The organism is Paracoccus hibiscisoli (assembly GCF_005048265.1).
GTDB classification, from domain to species: domain Bacteria; phylum Pseudomonadota; class Alphaproteobacteria; order Rhodobacterales; family Rhodobacteraceae; genus Paracoccus; species Paracoccus hibiscisoli.
In genome coordinates, this window is sequence record NZ_SUNH01000022.1 from 1 (window position 1) to 18,328 (window position 18,328).

Sequence of the window (18,328 nt, forward strand, 5' to 3'; positions counted from 1 at the left end):
ATCCATATCCGCGTCGCGCTCATGAACCGCTTCAACGCCCTCGGCACCGCCGAGATCGTCCGCGTGGCCTGACGATGAAGGGGGAAGGGGCAGTCACGCATCAGGCCGCCTTTCTGCAACAACGCCCCGCATCTTCCAAATCAGTCTGGGGGGACGCAAGGGGGGATAAAATACTGCTCTCAAGGAAAGATAAATGAAATCAGCGCCATACAAGGATGCGTGGCGGAGAGGGTGGGATTCGAACCCACGGAACCCTTGCAGGCTCAACGGTTTTCGAGACCGCCCCGTTCGACCACTCCGGCACCTCTCCGCGCTTTTCTGGTGTGGTGTCGCGGAATTAGAGGGGCAGGGGTTGAAGCGCAAGGGGGTTTCAACGAAAAAATCGGAAGCCGACGAATTTTCCATGAGAGGGACGGGACATGCTGACCATTCTGGGCCTGATGGCCGCCTGCGCCATGCCCCCGACGCCGCTGCCCGCGCAGGCTCCTGCGACGCCTGTCCAGATGGTCGCGCCCGTGCCCGACCGTGCGGATCGGCTGTGGGAGGTGCTGCAGCTGGCCGATCTCATGCCGCTTCTGCAGCAGGAGGCGGTCAGCGAGGCCGCGCGGATGGAGGCCGAGGGGCTGATCGCGGGGGGCGGGCTGCCTTGGGCGCGCGTCGTCGAACGCATCCACCAGCCCGACCGCATGGAGGCGCTGTTCCGGGAGGGGCTTGGCGAGGCCATGGCGCGGGCCGAACCTGCGACCATCGACCGGGGGCTGGCCTTTCACGCTTCGGGTGTGGGGCGGCGGGTGGTTGGGCTGGAGATATCGGCCCGCCGCGCGCTGCAGGAGGACGGGGTCGAGGATCAGGCCCGCGCGGCCTTTGCCCAAGGCTACGCGGCGGATCAGCCGCGCGCCGAGGCGATCGCGCGGATGATCGACGAGGCCGACATGGTCGCGCCCAACGTGGCGGGCGGGCTGAATGCTGCCATCGCCTTTTCGCGCGGCTATGCGGCGGCGGGCGGCTTTGACATGCCCCCCGATGACCGCCAGATGATGAGCGATGCCTGGGCGCAGCGCGATCAGATCGAGGCCGAGGCGACTGCCTGGCTGCAGGGGTTCCTGATGCTGGCCTATGGCCCGCTGGAGGATGCGGCGCTGTCGGACTATGCGCGCCATGTCGCCTCACCCGAGGGGCAGGCGCTGTCGCAGCTGTTGTTCGCGGGGTTCGACCGGGTCTTTGCCCAGACCTCGTATGACATGGGGGTCGCGGCGGCCCTGCGCGGGCAGGGGCAGCAATTGTGATCGTGCTGCTGGGCGTGCTGGCACAGCCGCCGATGCTGGAGGTGCTGTCGCTGGACGGGACGCCGGTGACGATCGGCGGCGCGCTGCGGGGCGGGACAGGCGCCGGCATCACGCGCGACGGCTGGCCCGCGCTGGTCGCCTCCGCGGGCGCGGTCACGGGGGTCGCGGTGACGATGAATGATGCGCTGGCCCGCTATGCGGCGGTGATGGGGCTGACCGCGCGGGATTGGCACGGGCAGGCGGTTCTGGGCGTCGCCGCGGAGGGCACCGGGCAGGACGGCGCGGCGCCGCCCGACCACGTCGCGCTGGCCGCCGAGATCGCGCGCCAGATCCTTGCGGCTGGCCCCGATGTCGACCCGGCGCTGCTGGCCTGGCGGCTGCCCATGACGGGCATCTGGGCCTCCAGCCGCATCCGGGCGCAGGCCATGGCGCCGTCGGGGCAGGGGGTCGTGCCCCTCCGCCCGGCGCAGGCCATCCGCACCCTGGCGCGCAGCCAGCCCTTTACCGGCTATTTCGGCGTCGAGCGGCGCGATCTGACCCATGAGCTGCATCTGGGCGGCCAGACCGCAAGCATGACCCGCGAGGCGTTCCTGATGGGCGATGCGGCGGTTCTGCTGCCTTGGGACCCGGTGCGCGACCGGGTTCTGGTCATCGAACAGTTCCGCTTTGCCCCGGCGCTGCGCGGCGATCCGCAGCCCTGGCTGCTGGAGCCGGTCGCCGGTCGCATCGACGCCGGAGAGACCCCCGAGGCCGCGATCCTGCGCGAGGCGCAGGAGGAGGCCGACATCACGGTCACGCGGCTGTTCCCGGCCTTTCACGCCTATCCCAGCCCCGGCGCGGTCTGCGAGTTCCTGTATCAATACGTGGGCATCGCCGATCTGCCGGACGGGTCCGCGGGCATCCACGGCCTGGACGGCGAGGCCGAGGATATCCGCGGCCACCTGATGGACCGCGCGCGGCTGTCCCAGTTGGTGGACGCGGGCCAGATCAGCAACGGGCCGCTTGCCACGCTGTCGCTGTGGCTGGACGCGCGGGTGGACCGGCTGCGGGGGCAGCTGGGGTTGCCCCTCCAAGCCGGGGGCGTATAGGTAAACGGAACGTTGAACCCATCCGGAAAGAAGGTCGATCGCCATGCGAATCTGTTCTGATCTGGCCGACGCGATCGGCAACACCCCGCTGATCCGCCTCAAGCGCGCCAGCGAGGAGACCGGCTGCGAGATCCTGGGCAAGGCCGAGTTCATGAACCCCGGCCAGTCCGTCAAGGACCGCGCGGCGCTGTACATCATCAAGGACGCGGTGGCGCGCGGCGCCCTGCGCCCCGGTGGCACCATCGTCGAGGGCACGGCCGGCAATACCGGCATCGGTCTGGCGCTGGTGGGCGCGTCCATGGGCTTCAAGTCGGTGATCGTGATCCCCGAGACCCAGAGCCAGGAGAAAAAGGACATGCTGCGCCTGGCCGGTGCGACACTGGTCGAGGTGCCCGCCGCGCCCTATCGCAACCCCAACAACTATGTCCGTTATTCCGGCCGCCTGGCCGAGGCGCTGGCCCGGACCGAACCCAATGGCGCGATCTGGGCCAACCAGTTCGACAACGTCGCCAACCGCCGCGCGCATGTCGAGACGACCGGCCCCGAGATCTGGGAACAGACCGGCGGCAAGGTCGACGGCTTCATCTGCGCGGTGGGGTCGGGGGGCACGCTGGCGGGCGTGGCCGACGCGCTGCAGCACAAGGGCGTCAGGATCGGCTTGGCCGACCCCGAGGGCGCCGCGCTGCATTCTTTTTACACCACCGGCGAATTCGACAGCCCCGGCAGTTCCATCACCGAAGGCATCGGGCAGGGGCGCATCACCGCGAACCTGGAGGGATTCACCCCCGATCACAGCTGGCGCATCTCTGATGCCGAGGCGCTGCCCATCGTCTTTGACCTGCTGAAGGACGAGGGGCTGTGCCTGGGCGGATCGTCCGGCATCAACATCGCGGGCGCCATCCGCATGGCGCGCGAAATGGGGTCGGGCCATACCATCGTCACCATCCTGTGCGATTACGGAACCCGCTATCAGACAAAGCTGTTCAACCCCGACTTCCTGCGGGCCAAGGGGTTGCCGGTGCCCGACTGGCTGACCCGCCCCACGCCCGATCTTCCGCAGGTCTACGAAGACTGAAAGGTTTCATGCGACATCTGATTGCACCATTGCTTGTGGCGCTGCTGACCCTGACGGCGGCGCCCGCTTTCGCCCAGAGCCCGAATTACCAGATCTGGGAGCAGGTCGCCGAACGCGCCGAGGCGCTGACCGCAAACCCCCAGGCCACGAACGAGGAACTGGCCCGCACCCGAACCCGGATCATCGACTGGCGCGACCAGTTGCAGGCCGGGCAGACCGTCAACGGCGACCGCATCGCCACCCTGCGCAATCAGATCGACGCGCTTGGCCCCGCCCCCGCAGAGGGCGAGACCGAGGATGAGGAGCTGGCCAACCGCCGGGCTGAGCTGAACCGCCAGCTGTCGACCGCGCAGGCCCCCCGCCTGGCCGCGACCGAGGCGACCAGCCGCGCCAATTCCATCATCAGCCAGATCGACGAGATCGCCCGCCAACGCCAGGCGCTGGAGCTGTCCAAGCAGACGGCCTCACCCCTGCTGCCGCAATCCTGGGGGGCCGCGGCCGGTGACGGCCTGGCCCTGGCGCAGGGCATCGGCGCAGAGGTGACGGGCCGCGATGCCACGCCTCAGGCCTGGGCCGATCTGCGCCCCCGCCTGCCGCAGGTGGCGGCCTATCTGATCGCGGCGCTGGTGATCCTGACCTGGGGACGGGCCTGGATCGTGGCGCTGCCGTCGCGTCTGTCATCGCGCGCCACGGAACATTCGCGGGCCGTGCTGGCCTTTGTCGTCTCTCTGGGCCAGATCGCCATTCCCATGGCGGGCGTCTATCTGGGCATCAGCGCGATCCAGGCCACGGGCCTGCCCGGTCCCTGGACCACGCCGATCCTGAACGCGCTGCCGGTTGCGGCGGTGATCCTGTTCGGCGGCATCTGGATGGCGCGCGCGCTGTTTCCGCGCACCGCCATCGCCTATACCTCCCTGCAGATGAGCGAGGGGGCGCGCGTCTCCGCAGGCCGGGTCGTGACGCTTCTGGCGCTGCTGATGGCGATCCATCACATCCTGTCGCGGGCGGTGCTGCCGCTGTCGGGCCTTTATGAGCAGGGCGAGGCGCAGGTCGGGCGCGTCCCCGTGCAGTTCTCCGAAGCCGCAGCCGGGGTCTGGCATCTGGCGCTGATCGTGCTGGCCGCGCTGGCGATGTTCCGGCTTGGCAACATCCTGCGCCGCCTGACGCGCGAGGCCGTGACCCAGGATCTGTCCTATCGCCACTGGATCGTGGCCTGGGCCGGGCAGCTGACGCGCATTCTGGCGCCTATCGCGGTGGTCGTGACGGCGGCGGGCTATATCAACATGGGCAACCTGATGGTCTGGCCCTGGCTGTTTTCGCTGGCATTGGTCGGTCTGCTGATCCTGCTGCAGGATTTCGTGGCCGATCTGTTCAACATGCTGCAGCGCGGGGCCGAGGGCGCGCGCGAGGGGCTGGCGCCGCTGCTGTCCGGGTTCGCCTTGGTGCTGGCCTCGGTGCCGCTGTTCCTGGTCATCTGGGGCGCCACCCCACAAGAGCTGTCGGAATATTGGATCCGCTTTCGCCAGGGGTTCAGCCTGGGCGGCGTGACCCTGTCGCCGGGCGCGATCCTGACCTTCCTGATCATCTTCGCCGTGGGCTATGCCCTGACGCGCGGGGTGCAGGGGATGCTGCGCAACTCGATCCTGCCCAAGACGCGCCTGGATGCGGGCGGTCAGAACGCGCTGGTGGCGGGCCTGGGCTATGTCGGGATCTTTCTGGCCGCGCTGATGGCGATCACCTCGGCCGGGATTGACCTGTCGTCCTTTGCCATCGTCGCGGGTGCGCTGTCGGTCGGCATCGGCTTCGGCCTGCAGAACATCGTGTCGAACTTTGTCAGCGGCATCATCCTGCTGATCGAACGTCCCGTCAGCGTGGGCGATTGGGTCAGCGCAGGCGGTCAGCAGGGCATCGTCAAGAAGATCTCGGTCCGCTCGACCATGGTCGAGACCTTCGACAAGACCGAGGTGATCGTCCCCAACAGCGACTTCATCAGCCAGCCGGTCACCAACTGGACGCGCCACAACAAGATCGGGCGGATCATCATCCCGATCGGTGTCGGCTATCGCAGCGACACCCGCCAGGTCGAGCGTATCCTTCGCGAGATCACCGAGGATCACCCGCTGGTCGCCATCGACCCGGCCCCGGCAATCCTGTTCCGGGGCCTGGGCGCGGATTCGCTGAACTTCGAGATCCGGGCGATCCTGGCGGATGTGGGGACGGGTCTGGGCGTGACCTCCGACCTGCTGCACAGCGTCGTTGCGCGCTTTGCCGAAGAAGGGATCGAGATCCCCTTCGCCCAACGCGACATCTGGCTGCGCAACCCCGAGGCGCTGCCCGGTCACGCCCCGCGGATCGAGCCCGCAACACCGGCGGCTGCACCCGCCCCGGCCGCGCTGAACCAGCCCGACCCGATGCTGATCCGTGACGATATCGCAGACGCCGAGGGCATGCCCGATGATGGGGGCCCTGACGGGCGCTGACGGCCTCCGGGTTCAGGGCGCGGGTTCAGGCGGCAGCGCGGTCCTGCGCGCTGTCGCCTGCGCCGTCATCGGGCAGCCCTTCGCGCGACAGCATCACCGCGACGCCCCGCAGCCAGGGAATATGGGCGCAGATGATCATCAGCGCCACCATGATCGGCACCGCCAGGAACATTCCCGGCACGCCCCAGATCGCCCCCCAGAAGGCCAGCGACAGGATGATGCCAAAGCTGGACAGGCGCAGCGTCTGACCCAGCAGCATCGGGTCAATCACGTTGCCGATCAGGAACTGGGTGCTGCTGCACAACAGGCCCACGATCAGCGTGACGGTCGTGTCGCCCGACAGCACGAAGGCCAGCAGCGCCGCGATGATCGTCGCCACGATCGACCCGACCGACGGAATGAAGTTCAGGATGAAGGTCAGGAGCGCCATCGCCGTCGCTAGCTCCAGCTCCATCACGGTGAAGATGCCCCAGACGATGGCGGCGGTGACTGCGCTGACGCCGGTCTTGACCACCAGATACCGGTTCACCCGGTGCATGATCGACGCGATGATCTGGCGGATCTGGCGTGCCTGTTCGGGGTCGTCGGCCAGACGCTCGATCTTGACCGGGAACCAGACCTGCTCGGCGAACATGAAGCCCACGAACAGGATCACCAGCACGCTGCCCGACAGGATGCCGGAGGCCTGGCCCGCCAGCGACCGGATCCAGCCGGTGATGTTGAAATTGGTCAGCGCAGTGATGATCCGCTCCTGCGCCTCGGGACCAAGGCGTTCGGTCAGGGCGGGCAGGGCGGCCTGCGCCCGTTCGGCATAGGTGATGGCCAGGAACACGATCTCGTTTACCTGCGCCACGATGGTGGTCGAGATCCACAAAAGCCCCAGGGCGATGCCGATCAGCGCCAGTGTCGTCGCCAGCCAGTTCGGCACCCTGAGCCGGGTCGAGATCGCGTGGATCGCGTCCGAGGTCAGCGAGAACAGGATGATCGCGATGGCAAGCGAAATCAGGATGAACTTGGCCTGCACCAGCATGAACATCAGCAGCGAAAAGGCGATCACGCCCAGAAACCCCGTCTGAAGCCGTTCGCGCAGCACCGTTTCGTTCGATTGATCCACCATCACCCCCGCGCGTCGAAAAAACCCGACCCCACCTGTGCGGGATCGGGTCGCCTGTTATCAGTCCTGTCCGCCATCGGGGGCGTCGGGGTCGATGTCTTCGGCCTCGCCCTGTTCGGCGATGCGGGCGACCGACACCACGACCTCTCCGGGGGCGGTGTTGAACACCTTGACGCCCCCCGCGCTGCGCGAGCGGAAGCTGATCCCCTCGACCGGCACGCGGATCGACTGCCCGGTCGAGGTCGCCAGCATGATCTGGTCAAAGCTGTCGACCGGGAAGCTGGCGACCAGCGCGCCGCCGCGCATCGCGCGGTCCATCGCCATCACGCCCTGACCCCCGCGTCCGCGCACCGGATAGTCGTGGCTGCTGCTGATCTTGCCCGCGCCCTTGGCGGTGATGGTCAGGATCAGATCCTCGGCCGCCGACATCTCGATATAGCGTTCCTGGGTAACGGTGCCCTCGGGGGTGTCGTCATCCTCGTCGGCCTCGGCCCCGTCATCCAGCGCGCCGGCCACCGCGCGGCGCATCTTGAGATAGGCGACGCGTTCGGACGGATCGGCCTCGAAATGGCGGATGACGGACATGCTGACGACCGTGTCGCCCTCGGCCAGACGAATGCCGCGCACCCCGGTCGAATCGCGGCCCTTGAAGACCCGCACCGCAGTCGTCGGAAAGCGGATCGCGCGGCCTTGGGCGGTGACCAGCATCACGTCGTCCTGCTCCGTCGCCAGGCGCACACCGATCAGGCTGACGCCGTCGGGCATCTTCATGGCGATCTTGCCGTTGGCGCGGACATTGGTGAAATCCGACAGCGCGTTGCGGCGCACATCGCCCTCATCGGTGGCGAAGATGACCTGATAGCTCTCCCATTCCGTCTCGGGCGCGTCCATCGGCAGCAGGGCCGCGATGCTGACGCCCGGCTCGATCGGCAGGATGTTGACCATCGCCTTGCCGCGCGAGGTCCGGCCCGCCAGCGGCAGGCGCCAGGTCTTGAGACGATAGACCATGCCGTCGGTCGTGAAGAACAGCAGCTCGGTATGCGTGTTGGCGACGAACAGCGTGGTGACCACGTCGTCTTCCTTGGTGGCCATGCTGGACAGGCCCTTGCCGCCGCGCCGCTGCGCGCGGAACTCGGCCAGCGCGGTCCGCTTGATGTACCCGCCCGAGGTGATGGTGACGACCATGTCCTCGCGCTCGATCAGGTCCTCGTCCATCATGTCGCCGGACCAGTCGACGATCTCGGTGCGGCGCGGGACGGCGAACAGGTCGCGGACCTCGCGCAGCTCGTCCGCGATGATCTGCATGATCCGCTCACGCGAGGCCAGGATCGCCAGATAGTCGCGGATGCTGTCGGCCAGCACCTGCAGCTCGTCGGTGACCTCCTTGACGCCCAGCTGGGTCAGGCGCTGCAGGCGCAGCTCCAGGATGGCGCGGGCCTGGACCTCGGACAGGTTGTAGGTGCCGTCCTCGTTCACCGGGTGCAGCGGATCGTCGATCAGGCGCAGATATTCGACGATATCATGGGCGGGCCAGCGACGCTCCATCAGACGGGTCCGGGCCTCGGCGGCGTCGGCGCTGCTGCGGATGGTGGCCACGACCTCGTCGACATTGCTGACCGCGACGGCCAGACCGCACAGCACGTGGCTGCGCTCGCGCGCCTTGCGCAGCTCGAACGCGGTGCGGCGGGCGACGACCTCCTCGCGGAAGCTGATGAAGTAGGTCAGGAAATCGCGCAGCGCCAGCTGTTCAGGCTTGCCGCCGTTCAGCGCCAGCATGTTGCATCCGAATGTCGTCTGCAGCTGCGTGAACCGGAACAGCTGGTTCAGCACCACGTCGGGGGTCGCGTCACGCTTCAGCTCGACCACGACGCGCACGCCTTGGCGGTCGGATTCGTCCTGGACGGTGGCGATGCCCTCGACCTTCTTTTCCTTGGCCAGTTCGGCGATGCGCTCGATCAGGGTGGACTTGTTCACCTGATAGGGAATCTCGTCTATGACGATGGCAAAGCGGTCCTTGCGCGGTTCCTCGATATGGGTCTTGGCGCGGATGATGACGCTGCCGCGCCCCTCCAGATAGGCCTTACGCGCCCCGGACCGGCCCAGGATGGTCGCGCCGGTCGGAAAGTCGGGGCCGGGAATGATCTCCAGCAGACGCTCGGTCGGCAGGTCGGGGTCGGCGATCAGCTCCAGCGTGGCGTCGATCACCTCACCCAGGTTGTGGGGCGGAATGTTCGTGGCCATGCCGACGGCGATGCCGCCCGCGCCGTTGACCAGCATGTTAGGGAAACGGGCCGGCAGGACGGTCGGTTCGCGATCCTTGCCGTCATAGTTGTCCTGGAAATCGACGGTGTCCTTGTCGATGTCCATCAGCAGATAGTTGGCGGCCTTGTCCATGCGCACTTCGGTATAGCGCATCGCGGCCGCCGGATCGCCGTCCATCGAGCCGAAGTTGCCCTGGCCGTCCAGCAAAGGGAGCGACATGGAGAACGTCTGCGCCATCCGCACCAGCGCGTCATAGATCGCGCTGTCGCCGTGGGGGTGATACTTGCCCATCACGTCGCCGACCGAGCGAGCCGATTTGCGATAGGATTTGTCGGCGGTATTGCCGGATTCGTCCATCGCATAGAGGATGCGGCGGTGAACCGGCTTCAGCCCGTCGCGCAGATCGGGGATCGCGCGGCTGACGATCACCGACATCGCATAGTCCAGATACGAGGTCCGCATCTCGGTCGAGATATCGATCACCGGGCCGTCGTGATGCATCACGACGCGGGGTTCGACGGCCTCTTCGGGGGTTTCGGGCAGATCGTCTTCTGGGGTGTCGGCCACGGGTATTCCTCAACATCTAGTTGGGGTTCGGTATAGCCGAGGCCGCTGCGGGGGGCAATCGCGCCCCGCAGTCCGGGTCAGGAAAACATGCCCCCTGGCGCCCTCAGGCGCCGCGCCGCGCCCCGATTGCCCAAAGCCCCGCCAGACCCGCCGACAGAAGGGCGTTCCAGGCGGCCATCGACAGGCCCAGAAAGCTCCAGGCGATCTCGTCGCAGCGCACGACCGGGGCCGATTGCAGGCGGGTCATCAGCTCGGCCGTGGACAGGCGCGTCAGATCGCCGACCCCGCCCGAACAATGCGCGGGCCCCGCCCACCAGGTCATCTCGACGCCGACATGATACAGCGCAAAGCCCATCGCGGCCCCTGCGGCGATCATGCCCAGCACGGCCAGCGCCCGGACCCGGCCGGTCAGCCAGACCAGCGCCGCGACGACCACCGCCGCGACATGGGGCCAGCGCTGCAGGATGCACAGCTCGCACGGCGCATAGCCCGCGGCCTGAAAGCCAAGCGCCGCGATCAGCAGAAAGGCCGACCCGGCCCCCGCCAGATAACAGATCTGTCTGCCGGTCACAGGTACCTCACTGCGGCAAAGCCGCCGATCAGTGCCGCCATGAACAGCACGAAGACCAGCCCAAGCCGACGCTCGATGAAATCACGGATCGGCGGGCCGAACCGCCACAGCAGCGCCGCCACGACAAAAAACCGCGCCGCACGCCCGATGATCGCGGTCACGATGAACAGCGGCAGCGACAGGCCCACCGCCCCGGAAAAGATGGTGATGACCTTGAACGGAAACGGCGTCAGCGCCGCGATCAGCACCGCCCAGCCCCCGTATTCCGCAAAGCGCAGTGCCAGGTCGTCGAACGCGCCCTGCTTGCCATAGGCGGTCAGCACCCATTGGCCGACCGAGCCCATCAGCACCGCGCCGATCCAATAGCCCAGCAGCGCGCCCAGGACCGAACCCGCGGTCGCGATGGCGGCAATCGCCCAGGCCCGCGCCCGCCGCGCCAGGATCATCGGGATCATCATGACATCCGGCGGGATCGGAAAGACCGAGCTTTCGATAAAGCTGACCGCGAACAGGGACGGCTCTGCATGGCGATGCGCCGCCAGCCCCATCGTCCAATCGTACAATCTGCGCAGCATCGCCATCCCTTCACGCTTTTGTCCGTCCATCCCTCTCCTGACCGCCCGCGTCAAGCGGCTTGCAGGCCCGTCGCGCCCCTGTGATAGGCCCGGGAACCGCGCCGCATGCCGCGCGTTCGGCGCGACAGCAGGCGAGGACATGTCATGCAATGGCGCGGAAGACGGGGCAGCCGGAACGTACAGGACCGGCGCGGCATGGGCACGGCAGGGGGATTGGGCATCGCGGGAACGCTGGTTGTGCTGGCCGTCGGCTATTTCTTCGGCATCGACGTCAGCCCGATCGTGCAGAACCAGGGCGGGGGATCCGGCGAACTGTCGCAGCGCGACGAGGACTGGGGCGAATTCGTCAGCGTCGTGCTGGCCGATACCGAGGAGATCTGGCAGCCGGTCCTGCGCGACCAGGCGGGCATCGCCTATCAGGACCCGACGTTGGTCCTGTTCCGCGGCGTGGTGCAATCGGCCTGCGGCGGGGCGTCCTCCGCGATGGGGCCGTTCTATTGCCCCGGCGATCAGCGCGTGTATCTGGACACCGATTTCTTTGACATGATGGCCGACCGGATGGGGGCAGGGGGCGATTTTGCCGCAGCCTATGTCATCGCGCATGAGGTCGGCCACCATGTCCAGAACCTGACCGGCACGCTTGGCGCCGCGCAGCAGCGGGGACTGTCCGAGACCGAGGCCAACCGCCTGTCGGTCGCGACCGAGCTGCAGGCCGACTGCTATGCCGGGATCTGGGCGCGTCACGCGCAGGAACGTTTCGGCACGCTGGACGTTGGCGACATGGACGAGGCGCTGCGCGCCGCCGAGGCGGTGGGTGATGACGTGATCCAAGAAAGCGCCGGACGCACGCCAATGCCCGACAGCTTTACCCACGGATCGGCGGCGCAGCGCCAGGAATGGCTGATGCGCGGCTTTGAGTCGGGCGACATGAGGCAATGTGACACGTTCGGTTCACGCGATCTGTGATTAGATCCTGACCGACAAGACCGGAGGATACCATGACCCTGATCCTGACCTTTGCTGGCCTGCTGACAGCCTTTGTCATCACCCTCAAGCTGGGCGCCCCCAAGGCGCGTCCCGTGCCGGTCACCGTCCACAAGGACTAGCGCGGGACACGGGGTGGGCGCGGGTCCAGCGTGGCCCAATCCGGCCACAGCCCCAGCTTTTCCAGCGCGACCAGGGCCAGCCCGGCGGCGATGATGCCAAGGACCAGCTTGACCGTGCTGGCACTGGGCGGCCGGCGCGCCCATTTCGCCGCACGCAGCAGCCAGATCATGTTCATAGCGGGCTCCGCCTGTTAAATCCTGTCGCGAATCGAACCAGATGCCGCGACGAACCACAAGAGCGATCCCGTGCCGAACCACCGCGACAGCCGCACCCTGCCTTACTCGGCCCGCCAGATGTACGATCTGGTGGCCGATGTCGAAAGCTATCCGCAGTTTCTGCCGTGGAACAGCGCCGCCCGCATCCGCGCGCGCGAGACGCGGGCCGACGGGTCGGAGGAGATCGCCGCCGATCTGGTGATCAGCTTCAAGGTGTTCCGCGAACGCTTTGGCAGCCGGGTCGTGCTGTGGCCTGCCGGTGAGGACGGCGTCTGGAAGATCGACACGGAATATCTGGACGGCCCGTTCAAGTACATGCGCAGCGGCTGGTCCTTCACCGACCGTCCCGAAGGCGGCTGCACGGTCGAGTTCTTTGTCGATTTCGAGTTCAAGAACGCGATCCTGCAGCGGCTGATCGGCGTCGTGTTCCACGAGGCCATGTCGCGCATTGTCCGCGCCTTCGAGGATCGGGCCAGAAAGCTTTACGGCTGAACGAAAATGGCCGCCCCGAGGGGCGGCCTTTCTGTTACGTCAGCGCGGCCTTCAGCGCCTCGGCCCGGTCGGTGCGCTCCCAGCTGAAGGCCGTCGCCCCGGCCAGGGCATAGGGCTCACGGCCGAAATGGCCATAGCTGGCGGTCGGCCGATAGATCGGGTGCAGCAGGTCCAGCTCGCGGATGATCGCGAAGGGGCGCAGGTCGAACACCGCACGCACCGCGGCCACGATGCGGTCCACCGGCACCGTCTCCGTCCCAAAGCAGTTCAGGCTGATCGAGGTCGGCTCGGCCACGCCGATGGCATAGCTGACCTGGATCTCGCAGCGTTTCGCCAGACCCGCCGCCACGATGTTCTTGGCGACCCAACGGCCCGCATAGGCGGCCGAACGGTCCACCTTGGACGGGTCCTTGCCCGAAAACGCGCCGCCGCCGTGACGCGCCATGCCGCCATAGCTGTCGACGATGATCTTGCGCCCGGTCAGGCCGCAATCGCCGACGGGGCCGCCGATGACGAACTTGCCCGTCGGGTTGATGAAGAACTTGGTGTCCGCGGACAGCCATTCGGCGGGCAGGACCGGCTTGATGATCTCCTCGATCACTGCTTCGCGCAGGTCCGACAGGGCGATCTCGGGGTTGTGCTGGGTGGACAGCACGACCGCATCGATCGCCTCGGGACGGCCATCCGCGCCATAGCGCATGGTCAGTTGCGACTTGGCATCCGGGCGCAGCCAGGACAGCGTGCCGTCGCGGCGGACCTTGGACTGACGCTCGACCAGGCGATGCGCATAGGTGATGGGCGCGGGCATCAGCACGTCGGTCTCGTCCGAGGCATAGCCGAACATCAGGCCCTGATCACCGGCCCCCTGCTCTTCGAGGCTTGCGCGGTCAACGCCCTGATTGATCTCGGGGGACTGCTTGCCGATGATGTTGATCACCGAACAGGTCGCCCCGTCGAACCCGACATCGGAGGAGTTGTATCCGATATCGGTGATCACGCCGCGCACGATGGATTCCAGATCCACCCATGCGCTGGTCGTGATCTCGCCCGAGATGATTGCCACGCCGGTCTTGACCATCGTCTCGCAGGCGACGCGGGCGCGCGGGTCCTCGGCCAGGATGGCGTCCAGGATCGCGTCGCTGATCTGGTCGGCGATCTTGTCGGGATGGCCCTCGGACACGGATTCCGAGGTGAAGGTCGTGTATTCGGTCATGCGTTCAATACCGGTAATGATCTGATTTGAAGGGGCCTTCGGGCGTAACGCCGATATAGGCCGCCTGTTCCGGCGACAGGCTGGACAGCTTGGCGCCGACCTTCTCCAGATGCAGGCGCGCGACCTTCTCGTCCAGATGCTTGGGCAGGATATAGACGCCGGGCTTGTACTCGTCGGCCTTGGTCCACAGCTCGATCTGGGCAAGAACCTGGTTGGTGAAGCTGGCCGACATCACGAAGGACGGATGCCCCGTGGCGTTCCCCAGGTTCAGCAGGCGGCCCTGGCTCAGCAGGATGATCCGGTTGCCCGAGGGCATCTCGATCATGTCCACCTGGTCCTTGATGTTGGTCCATTTGTGGTTGCGCAGCGACGCCACCTGAATCTCGTTGTCGAAATGGCCGATATTGCCGACGATGGCCATGTCCTTCATGGCGCGCATATGCTCCAGCCGGATCACGTCGCGGTTGCCGGTGGTGGTGATGAAGATGTCGGCGCTGTCGGCCACATCCTCCAGCGTCACGACCTCGAACCCGTCCATCGCGGCCTGCAGCGCGCAGATCGGATCGACCTCGGTCACCTTGACGCGGGCGCCGGCGCCCTGCAGCGACGCGGCAGAACCCTTGCCCACATCGCCATAGCCGCAGACGACGGCGACCTTGCCGGCCATCATCACGTCGGTGGCGCGGCGGATGCCGTCGACCAGCGATTCCTTGCAGCCGTACTTGTTGTCGAATTTCGACTTGGTCACGCTGTCGTTGACGTTGATCGCGGGGAAGGGCAGCTGGCCGTTCTTCATCAGATCATACAGGCGATGCACGCCGGTGGTCGTCTCCTCGGACACGCCGACGATCTGGTCGCGCATCCTGGTGAACCAGCCGGGCGACTGCTCCATCCGCTTGCGGATCTGCGCCTTGATGACGGTTTCCTCATCCGATTGCGGGACGGCGATGACATCCTCGCCCGCCTCGGCACGGGCGCCCAGCAGGACGTACAGCGTCGCGTCGCCGCCATCATCCAGGATCAGGTTCGGACCCTCGGGGAACTGGAAGGACCGGTCCAGGTAATCCCAATGCTCTTCCAGGCTCTGGCCCTTGATCGCAAAGACGGGAACGCCCGCCTTGGCGATGGCGGCGGCGGCGTGGTCCTGGGTCGAATAGATGTTGCACGAGGCCCACCGGACATCCGCGCCCAAATCGACCAGCGTCTCGATCAAGACGGCGGTCTGGATGGTCATGTGCAGGCTGCCGACGATGCGGGCGCCGGCCAGCGGTTTGGCCGCGCCGTATTCGGCACGCAGCGCCATCAGGCCAGGCATCTCAGTTTCGGCGATGTCCAGTTCCTTGCGGCCATACTCGGCCAAGGCGATGTCCTTGATGATGTAATCGGTCACGGCTGCTCTTTCGGATCATTCACGGGTTGCAACCGGGATACCGCATGCCCCTGCGGTCCGAAAGAGGCTAATCCGTCACATCCTCCGCAGTATCAGGCCGCCTCTGGCTGGGCGCTGCGGGCCATGCGGCGGATGAAATCGCGGGTCAGGCTCTTGGCCACGGTCAGCGGGTCTCCGCCGGGCGCCCATTCCTGCAGCCGCCCATCGACCATCATGCGCGCCACCCCGTTGGCATAGCAGCGCGACGACAGGACCAGCATGGCGATGTCCTCGCGTGGGTGAAGGCGTCCCGCATCACGGGCGCGGGTCAGCATCCGCACCATCAGCTCCGACAGGGACTCGGTATAGCGGCGCAGGATCGGCACCGTCAGCGCATCCACCAGACGACAATCCATCATCAGGCGGAACTGGTCGGGATTGCTGTGGGCCCAGTCCAGATAGGCGTCGCCCAGGCTGCCGAACTGCGCCACCGGGTCGTCGGGATCGACCTTGACCACTGCGCGGGTGCAGGTGTCGATCAGCAGGATCATGGCCTGTTCCAGGCTGGCGATCAGCACGCTGCGGTCATCGGGGAACAGGGTCCGCAACCGGCCCACGGGCTCGTCCAGCATCACGGCGATCTGGTCGACGGTGGGCGGGCAGGGGTCGCTGTCCTCCAGCAGTTGCATCGCGGCGCTGATAGCCCGTTCGTTCAGGCCGCGGTGGTCGGTGGAGGGGCGCAGGTGTTTCATGGCAGTGCTATCCGATCCGTTGCGGAGGAGGCAGAACGAAAAAGATTACGATGAAAAACGCCTATGGCCTGATCTGGCCCGGATAACGCAGCTGTATCAATAAGTTCTTCGGAATATTCCGGTACAAGTTTATCGAACTGGTCCGTTTGATTACGATACCACGAAATGTCGCTTAGGCGACATGCCAAAAAAGACAGGTCCGCCCACCCCGAAAAGGGTGGACGGACCTTCAGTCATGGCGATTCGGCCTCAGGCTTCGGCGCGGGAGGCGCGCTTGCGCTCGTGCGGGTCCAGGTGACGCTTGCGCAGACGGATGTTCTTGGGCGTGACCTCGACCAGTTCGTCGTCGTTGATATAGGCGATGGCCTCTTCCAGCGACTGGCGGACGGGGGGCGTCAGGCGGACGGCCTCGTCCGTGCCCGAGGCGCGGACGTTGGTCAGCTGCTTGCCCTTGAGCGGGTTCACCTCCAGGTCGTTGTCCCGGCTGTGCTCGCCGATGATCATGCCCTGGTACAGCTGCTCCTGCGCGCCGATGAAGAACTTGCCGCGATCCTCCAGCTTCCACAGGGCATAGGACACGGACACGCCGTTCTCCATGCTGATCAGGACGCCCTGGCGGCGGCCCTGGATGGCGCCCTTGTGCGGCGCCCAGCCGTGGAAGATGCGGTTCAGCACGCCGTTGCCGCGCGTGTCGGTCATGAACTCGCCCTGATAGCCGATCAGGCCGCGCGACGGCACATGGGCCAGGATCCGCGTCTTGCCGACACCGGCGGGGCGCATGTCGACCAACTCGCCCTTGCGCTCTCCGGTCAGCTTTTCGATGACCACGCCGGTATATTCGTCGTCGACGTCGATGATGACCTCTTCGATCGGCTCCAGGCGCTGGCCGTCCTCTTCCTTGTAGATCACGCGCGGACGGCTGATCGACAGCTCGAAGCCCTCGCGGCGCATGTTCTCGATCAGAACGCCCATCTGCAATTCGCCGCGTCCCGACACGACAAAGGCGTCGCCGCCCGGCGTGTCCTCGACCTTGATCGCGACGTTGATCTCGGCTTCCTTCATCAGACGCTCGCGGATCACGCGCGACTGGACCTTCTTGCCTTCCTGACCTGCCAGCGGGCTGTCATTGATGCCAAAGGTCACGCTGATGGTCGGCGGATCGATCGGCTGCGAGGGCAGGGCCTCCATCACTTCCGGATGGCACAGCGTGTCGGCCACGGTGGCCTTGGCCATGCCCGCGATGGTCACGATGTCGCCGGCCTCGGCCATCTCGATCGGGGTCTGGGTCAGGCCCCGGAAGGCCATGATCTTGCTGATGCGGAACTGTTCGATCCGCTCGCCGTCGCGGGTCATCGCCTTGAGCGTGTCGCCGGCGCGGGCGGTGCCGGCCTCGACGCGACCGGTCAGCAGGCGGCCCAGGAACGCGTCGGCGCCCAGGGTGGTCGCCAGCATCTGGAACGGCTCGTTGTTGCGGTTGATCTGCTTGGGCGGCTGGACGTGCTTGAGGATCAGGTCGAACAGCGCGTCCATGTTCTTGCGCTCGCCATCCAGCGTCGCGTCGGCCCATCCGCCGATGCCCGAGGCATAGACATGCGGAAAGTCCAGCTGCTCGTCGCTGGCGCCCAGGTTGGCGAACAGGTCGAACACGTCGTTCAGCGTCTCGTCGGGTTCGGCGGCGGGCTTGTCGACCTTGTTCAGCACGACGATGGGGCGCAGGCCCAGGGCCAGCGCCTTGGAGGTGACGAACTTGGTCTGCGGCATCGGGCCTTCGGCCGCGTCGACCAGCAGGCAGACGCCGTCGACCATCGACAGGATGCGCTCGACCTCGCCGCCGAAATCGGCGTGACCGGGCGTGTCGACGATGTTGATGCGCGTGCCCTTCCACTCGACCGAGGTGGCTTTCGCCAGAATGGTGATGCCCCGTTCGCGTTCGATGTCGTTGCTGTCCATCGCCCGTTCGGCGACGGCCTGATTGTCGCGGAACGACCCCGACTGACGCAGCAGCTGATCCACCAGGGTGGTCTTGCCGTGGTCGACGTGGGCGATGATGGCGATATTGCGGATATCCATGACGGCCTTAATCTTTAGGTTTCGCGGTTGCCCTAGCCGATCAGGCCCAAGAAAGCCAGCCCGCAATTGCGAAGGGCCCCCGGCATCGCTGC

15 protein-coding genes and 1 tRNA gene are annotated in these 18,328 nt (G+C 66.5%); 6 read left to right on the plus strand and 10 right to left on the minus strand.

The window, feature by feature from the left end:
• Window positions 1-220 precede the first annotated feature (220 nt).
• Window positions 221-310, minus strand: a tRNA-Ser gene (locus FA740_RS14805).
• A gap of 109 nt (window positions 311-419) precedes the next feature.
• Between FA740_RS14805 and FA740_RS14810 the strand changes: the two genes are divergently transcribed.
• From FA740_RS14810 to FA740_RS14825, 4 genes are read left to right on the plus strand one after another with little or no spacing between them, the layout of a single operon-like run.
• A complete protein-coding gene (locus FA740_RS14810; protein ID WP_136857548.1) occupies window positions 420-1,286 on the plus strand; it encodes a hypothetical protein in 867 nt (288 codons plus the stop codon).
• Window positions 1,283-2,374 carry an NUDIX domain-containing protein gene (locus FA740_RS14815; protein ID WP_136857549.1) on the plus strand — a complete coding sequence of 364 codons (1,092 nt, stop codon included), beginning with the start codon at window positions 1,283-1,285 and terminating at the stop codon, window positions 2,372-2,374. Before FA740_RS14810 ends, FA740_RS14815 begins: the two co-directional genes overlap by 4 nt.
• A 43-nt stretch (window positions 2,375-2,417) precedes the next feature.
• The gene (locus FA740_RS14820; RefSeq protein WP_136857550.1) at window positions 2,418-3,449 is read left to right on the plus strand and encodes a cysteine synthase A; all 1,032 of its coding nucleotides are present in this window, start codon (window positions 2,418-2,420) and stop codon (window positions 3,447-3,449) included.
• Between the two features lie 8 nt (window positions 3,450-3,457).
• Complete coding sequence (locus FA740_RS14825; RefSeq protein WP_136857551.1) at window positions 3,458-5,929, plus strand: DUF3772 domain-containing protein; 2,472 nt, start codon at window positions 3,458-3,460, stop codon at window positions 5,927-5,929.
• Window positions 5,930-5,954: 25 nt separating this feature from the next.
• Here the strand turns inward: FA740_RS14825 and FA740_RS14830 are convergent, their stop codons facing one another.
• The 4 genes from FA740_RS14830 to FA740_RS14845 form a co-directional block, all read right to left on the minus strand.
• Complete coding sequence (locus FA740_RS14830; protein ID WP_136857552.1) at window positions 5,955-7,046, minus strand: AI-2E family transporter; 1,092 nt, start codon at window positions 7,044-7,046, stop codon at window positions 5,955-5,957.
• A gap of 57 nt (window positions 7,047-7,103) precedes the next feature.
• Window positions 7,104-9,872 carry a DNA gyrase subunit A gene (gyrA, locus tag FA740_RS14835; RefSeq protein WP_409781893.1) on the minus strand — a complete coding sequence of 923 codons (2,769 nt, stop codon included), beginning with the start codon at window positions 9,870-9,872 and terminating at the stop codon, window positions 7,104-7,106.
• A 103-nt stretch (window positions 9,873-9,975) separates the two neighbouring features.
• The gene (locus tag FA740_RS14840; protein WP_136857553.1) at window positions 9,976-10,443 is read right to left on the minus strand and encodes a disulfide bond formation protein B; all 468 of its coding nucleotides are present in this window, start codon (window positions 10,441-10,443) and stop codon (window positions 9,976-9,978) included.
• On the minus strand, window positions 10,440-11,018 hold the full coding sequence (locus tag FA740_RS14845; RefSeq protein ID WP_136857554.1) for a YqaA family protein: 579 nt from the start codon (window positions 11,016-11,018) through the stop codon (window positions 10,440-10,442). Before FA740_RS14845 ends, FA740_RS14840 begins: the two co-directional genes overlap by 4 nt.
• 144 nt (window positions 11,019-11,162) lie before the next feature.
• Here FA740_RS14845 and ypfJ point away from each other — a divergent pair, with 144 nt between their 5' ends.
• Window positions 11,163-11,984, plus strand: a complete 822-nt coding sequence (ypfJ, locus tag FA740_RS14850) for a KPN_02809 family neutral zinc metallopeptidase (protein WP_136857555.1) — start codon at window positions 11,163-11,165, stop codon at window positions 11,982-11,984.
• 136 nt (window positions 11,985-12,120) lie between these two features.
• On the opposite strand, the gene FA740_RS14855 is transcribed toward ypfJ, so the two are convergent.
• Window positions 12,121-12,300 (minus strand): hypothetical protein, encoded by a 180-nt coding sequence (locus tag FA740_RS14855; protein ID WP_136857556.1) that lies wholly within the window; start codon window positions 12,298-12,300, stop codon window positions 12,121-12,123.
• Window positions 12,301-12,370: 70 nt separating this feature from the next.
• On the opposite strand from FA740_RS14855, the gene FA740_RS14860 reads away from it, so the two are divergent.
• A complete protein-coding gene (locus FA740_RS14860) occupies window positions 12,371-12,832 on the plus strand; it encodes a type II toxin-antitoxin system RatA family toxin (RefSeq protein ID WP_136857557.1) in 462 nt (153 codons plus the stop codon).
• A 34-nt stretch (window positions 12,833-12,866) separates the two neighbouring features.
• Here FA740_RS14860 and metK read toward each other — a convergent pair whose 3' ends face one another.
• The 4 genes from metK to typA all read right to left on the minus strand — a co-directional run bounded on the left by metK (window position 12,867) and on the right by typA (window position 18,236).
• Window positions 12,867-14,045, minus strand: coding sequence for a methionine adenosyltransferase (gene metK, locus FA740_RS14865; protein ID WP_136857558.1), 1,179 nt, complete (start codon window positions 14,043-14,045; stop codon window positions 12,867-12,869).
• Window positions 14,046-14,049: 4 nt separating this feature from the next.
• Complete coding sequence (gene ahcY, locus FA740_RS14870) at window positions 14,050-15,435, minus strand: adenosylhomocysteinase (protein ID WP_136857559.1); 1,386 nt, start codon at window positions 15,433-15,435, stop codon at window positions 14,050-14,052.
• Window positions 15,436-15,527: 92 nt separating this feature from the next.
• The gene (locus FA740_RS14875) at window positions 15,528-16,166 is read right to left on the minus strand and encodes a TetR-like C-terminal domain-containing protein (protein ID WP_136857560.1); all 639 of its coding nucleotides are present in this window, start codon (window positions 16,164-16,166) and stop codon (window positions 15,528-15,530) included.
• 249 nt (window positions 16,167-16,415) lie between these two features.
• The gene (gene typA, locus FA740_RS14880; RefSeq protein ID WP_136857561.1) at window positions 16,416-18,236 is read right to left on the minus strand and encodes a translational GTPase TypA; all 1,821 of its coding nucleotides are present in this window, start codon (window positions 18,234-18,236) and stop codon (window positions 16,416-16,418) included.
• Between the last annotated feature and the right edge of the window lie 92 nt (window positions 18,237-18,328).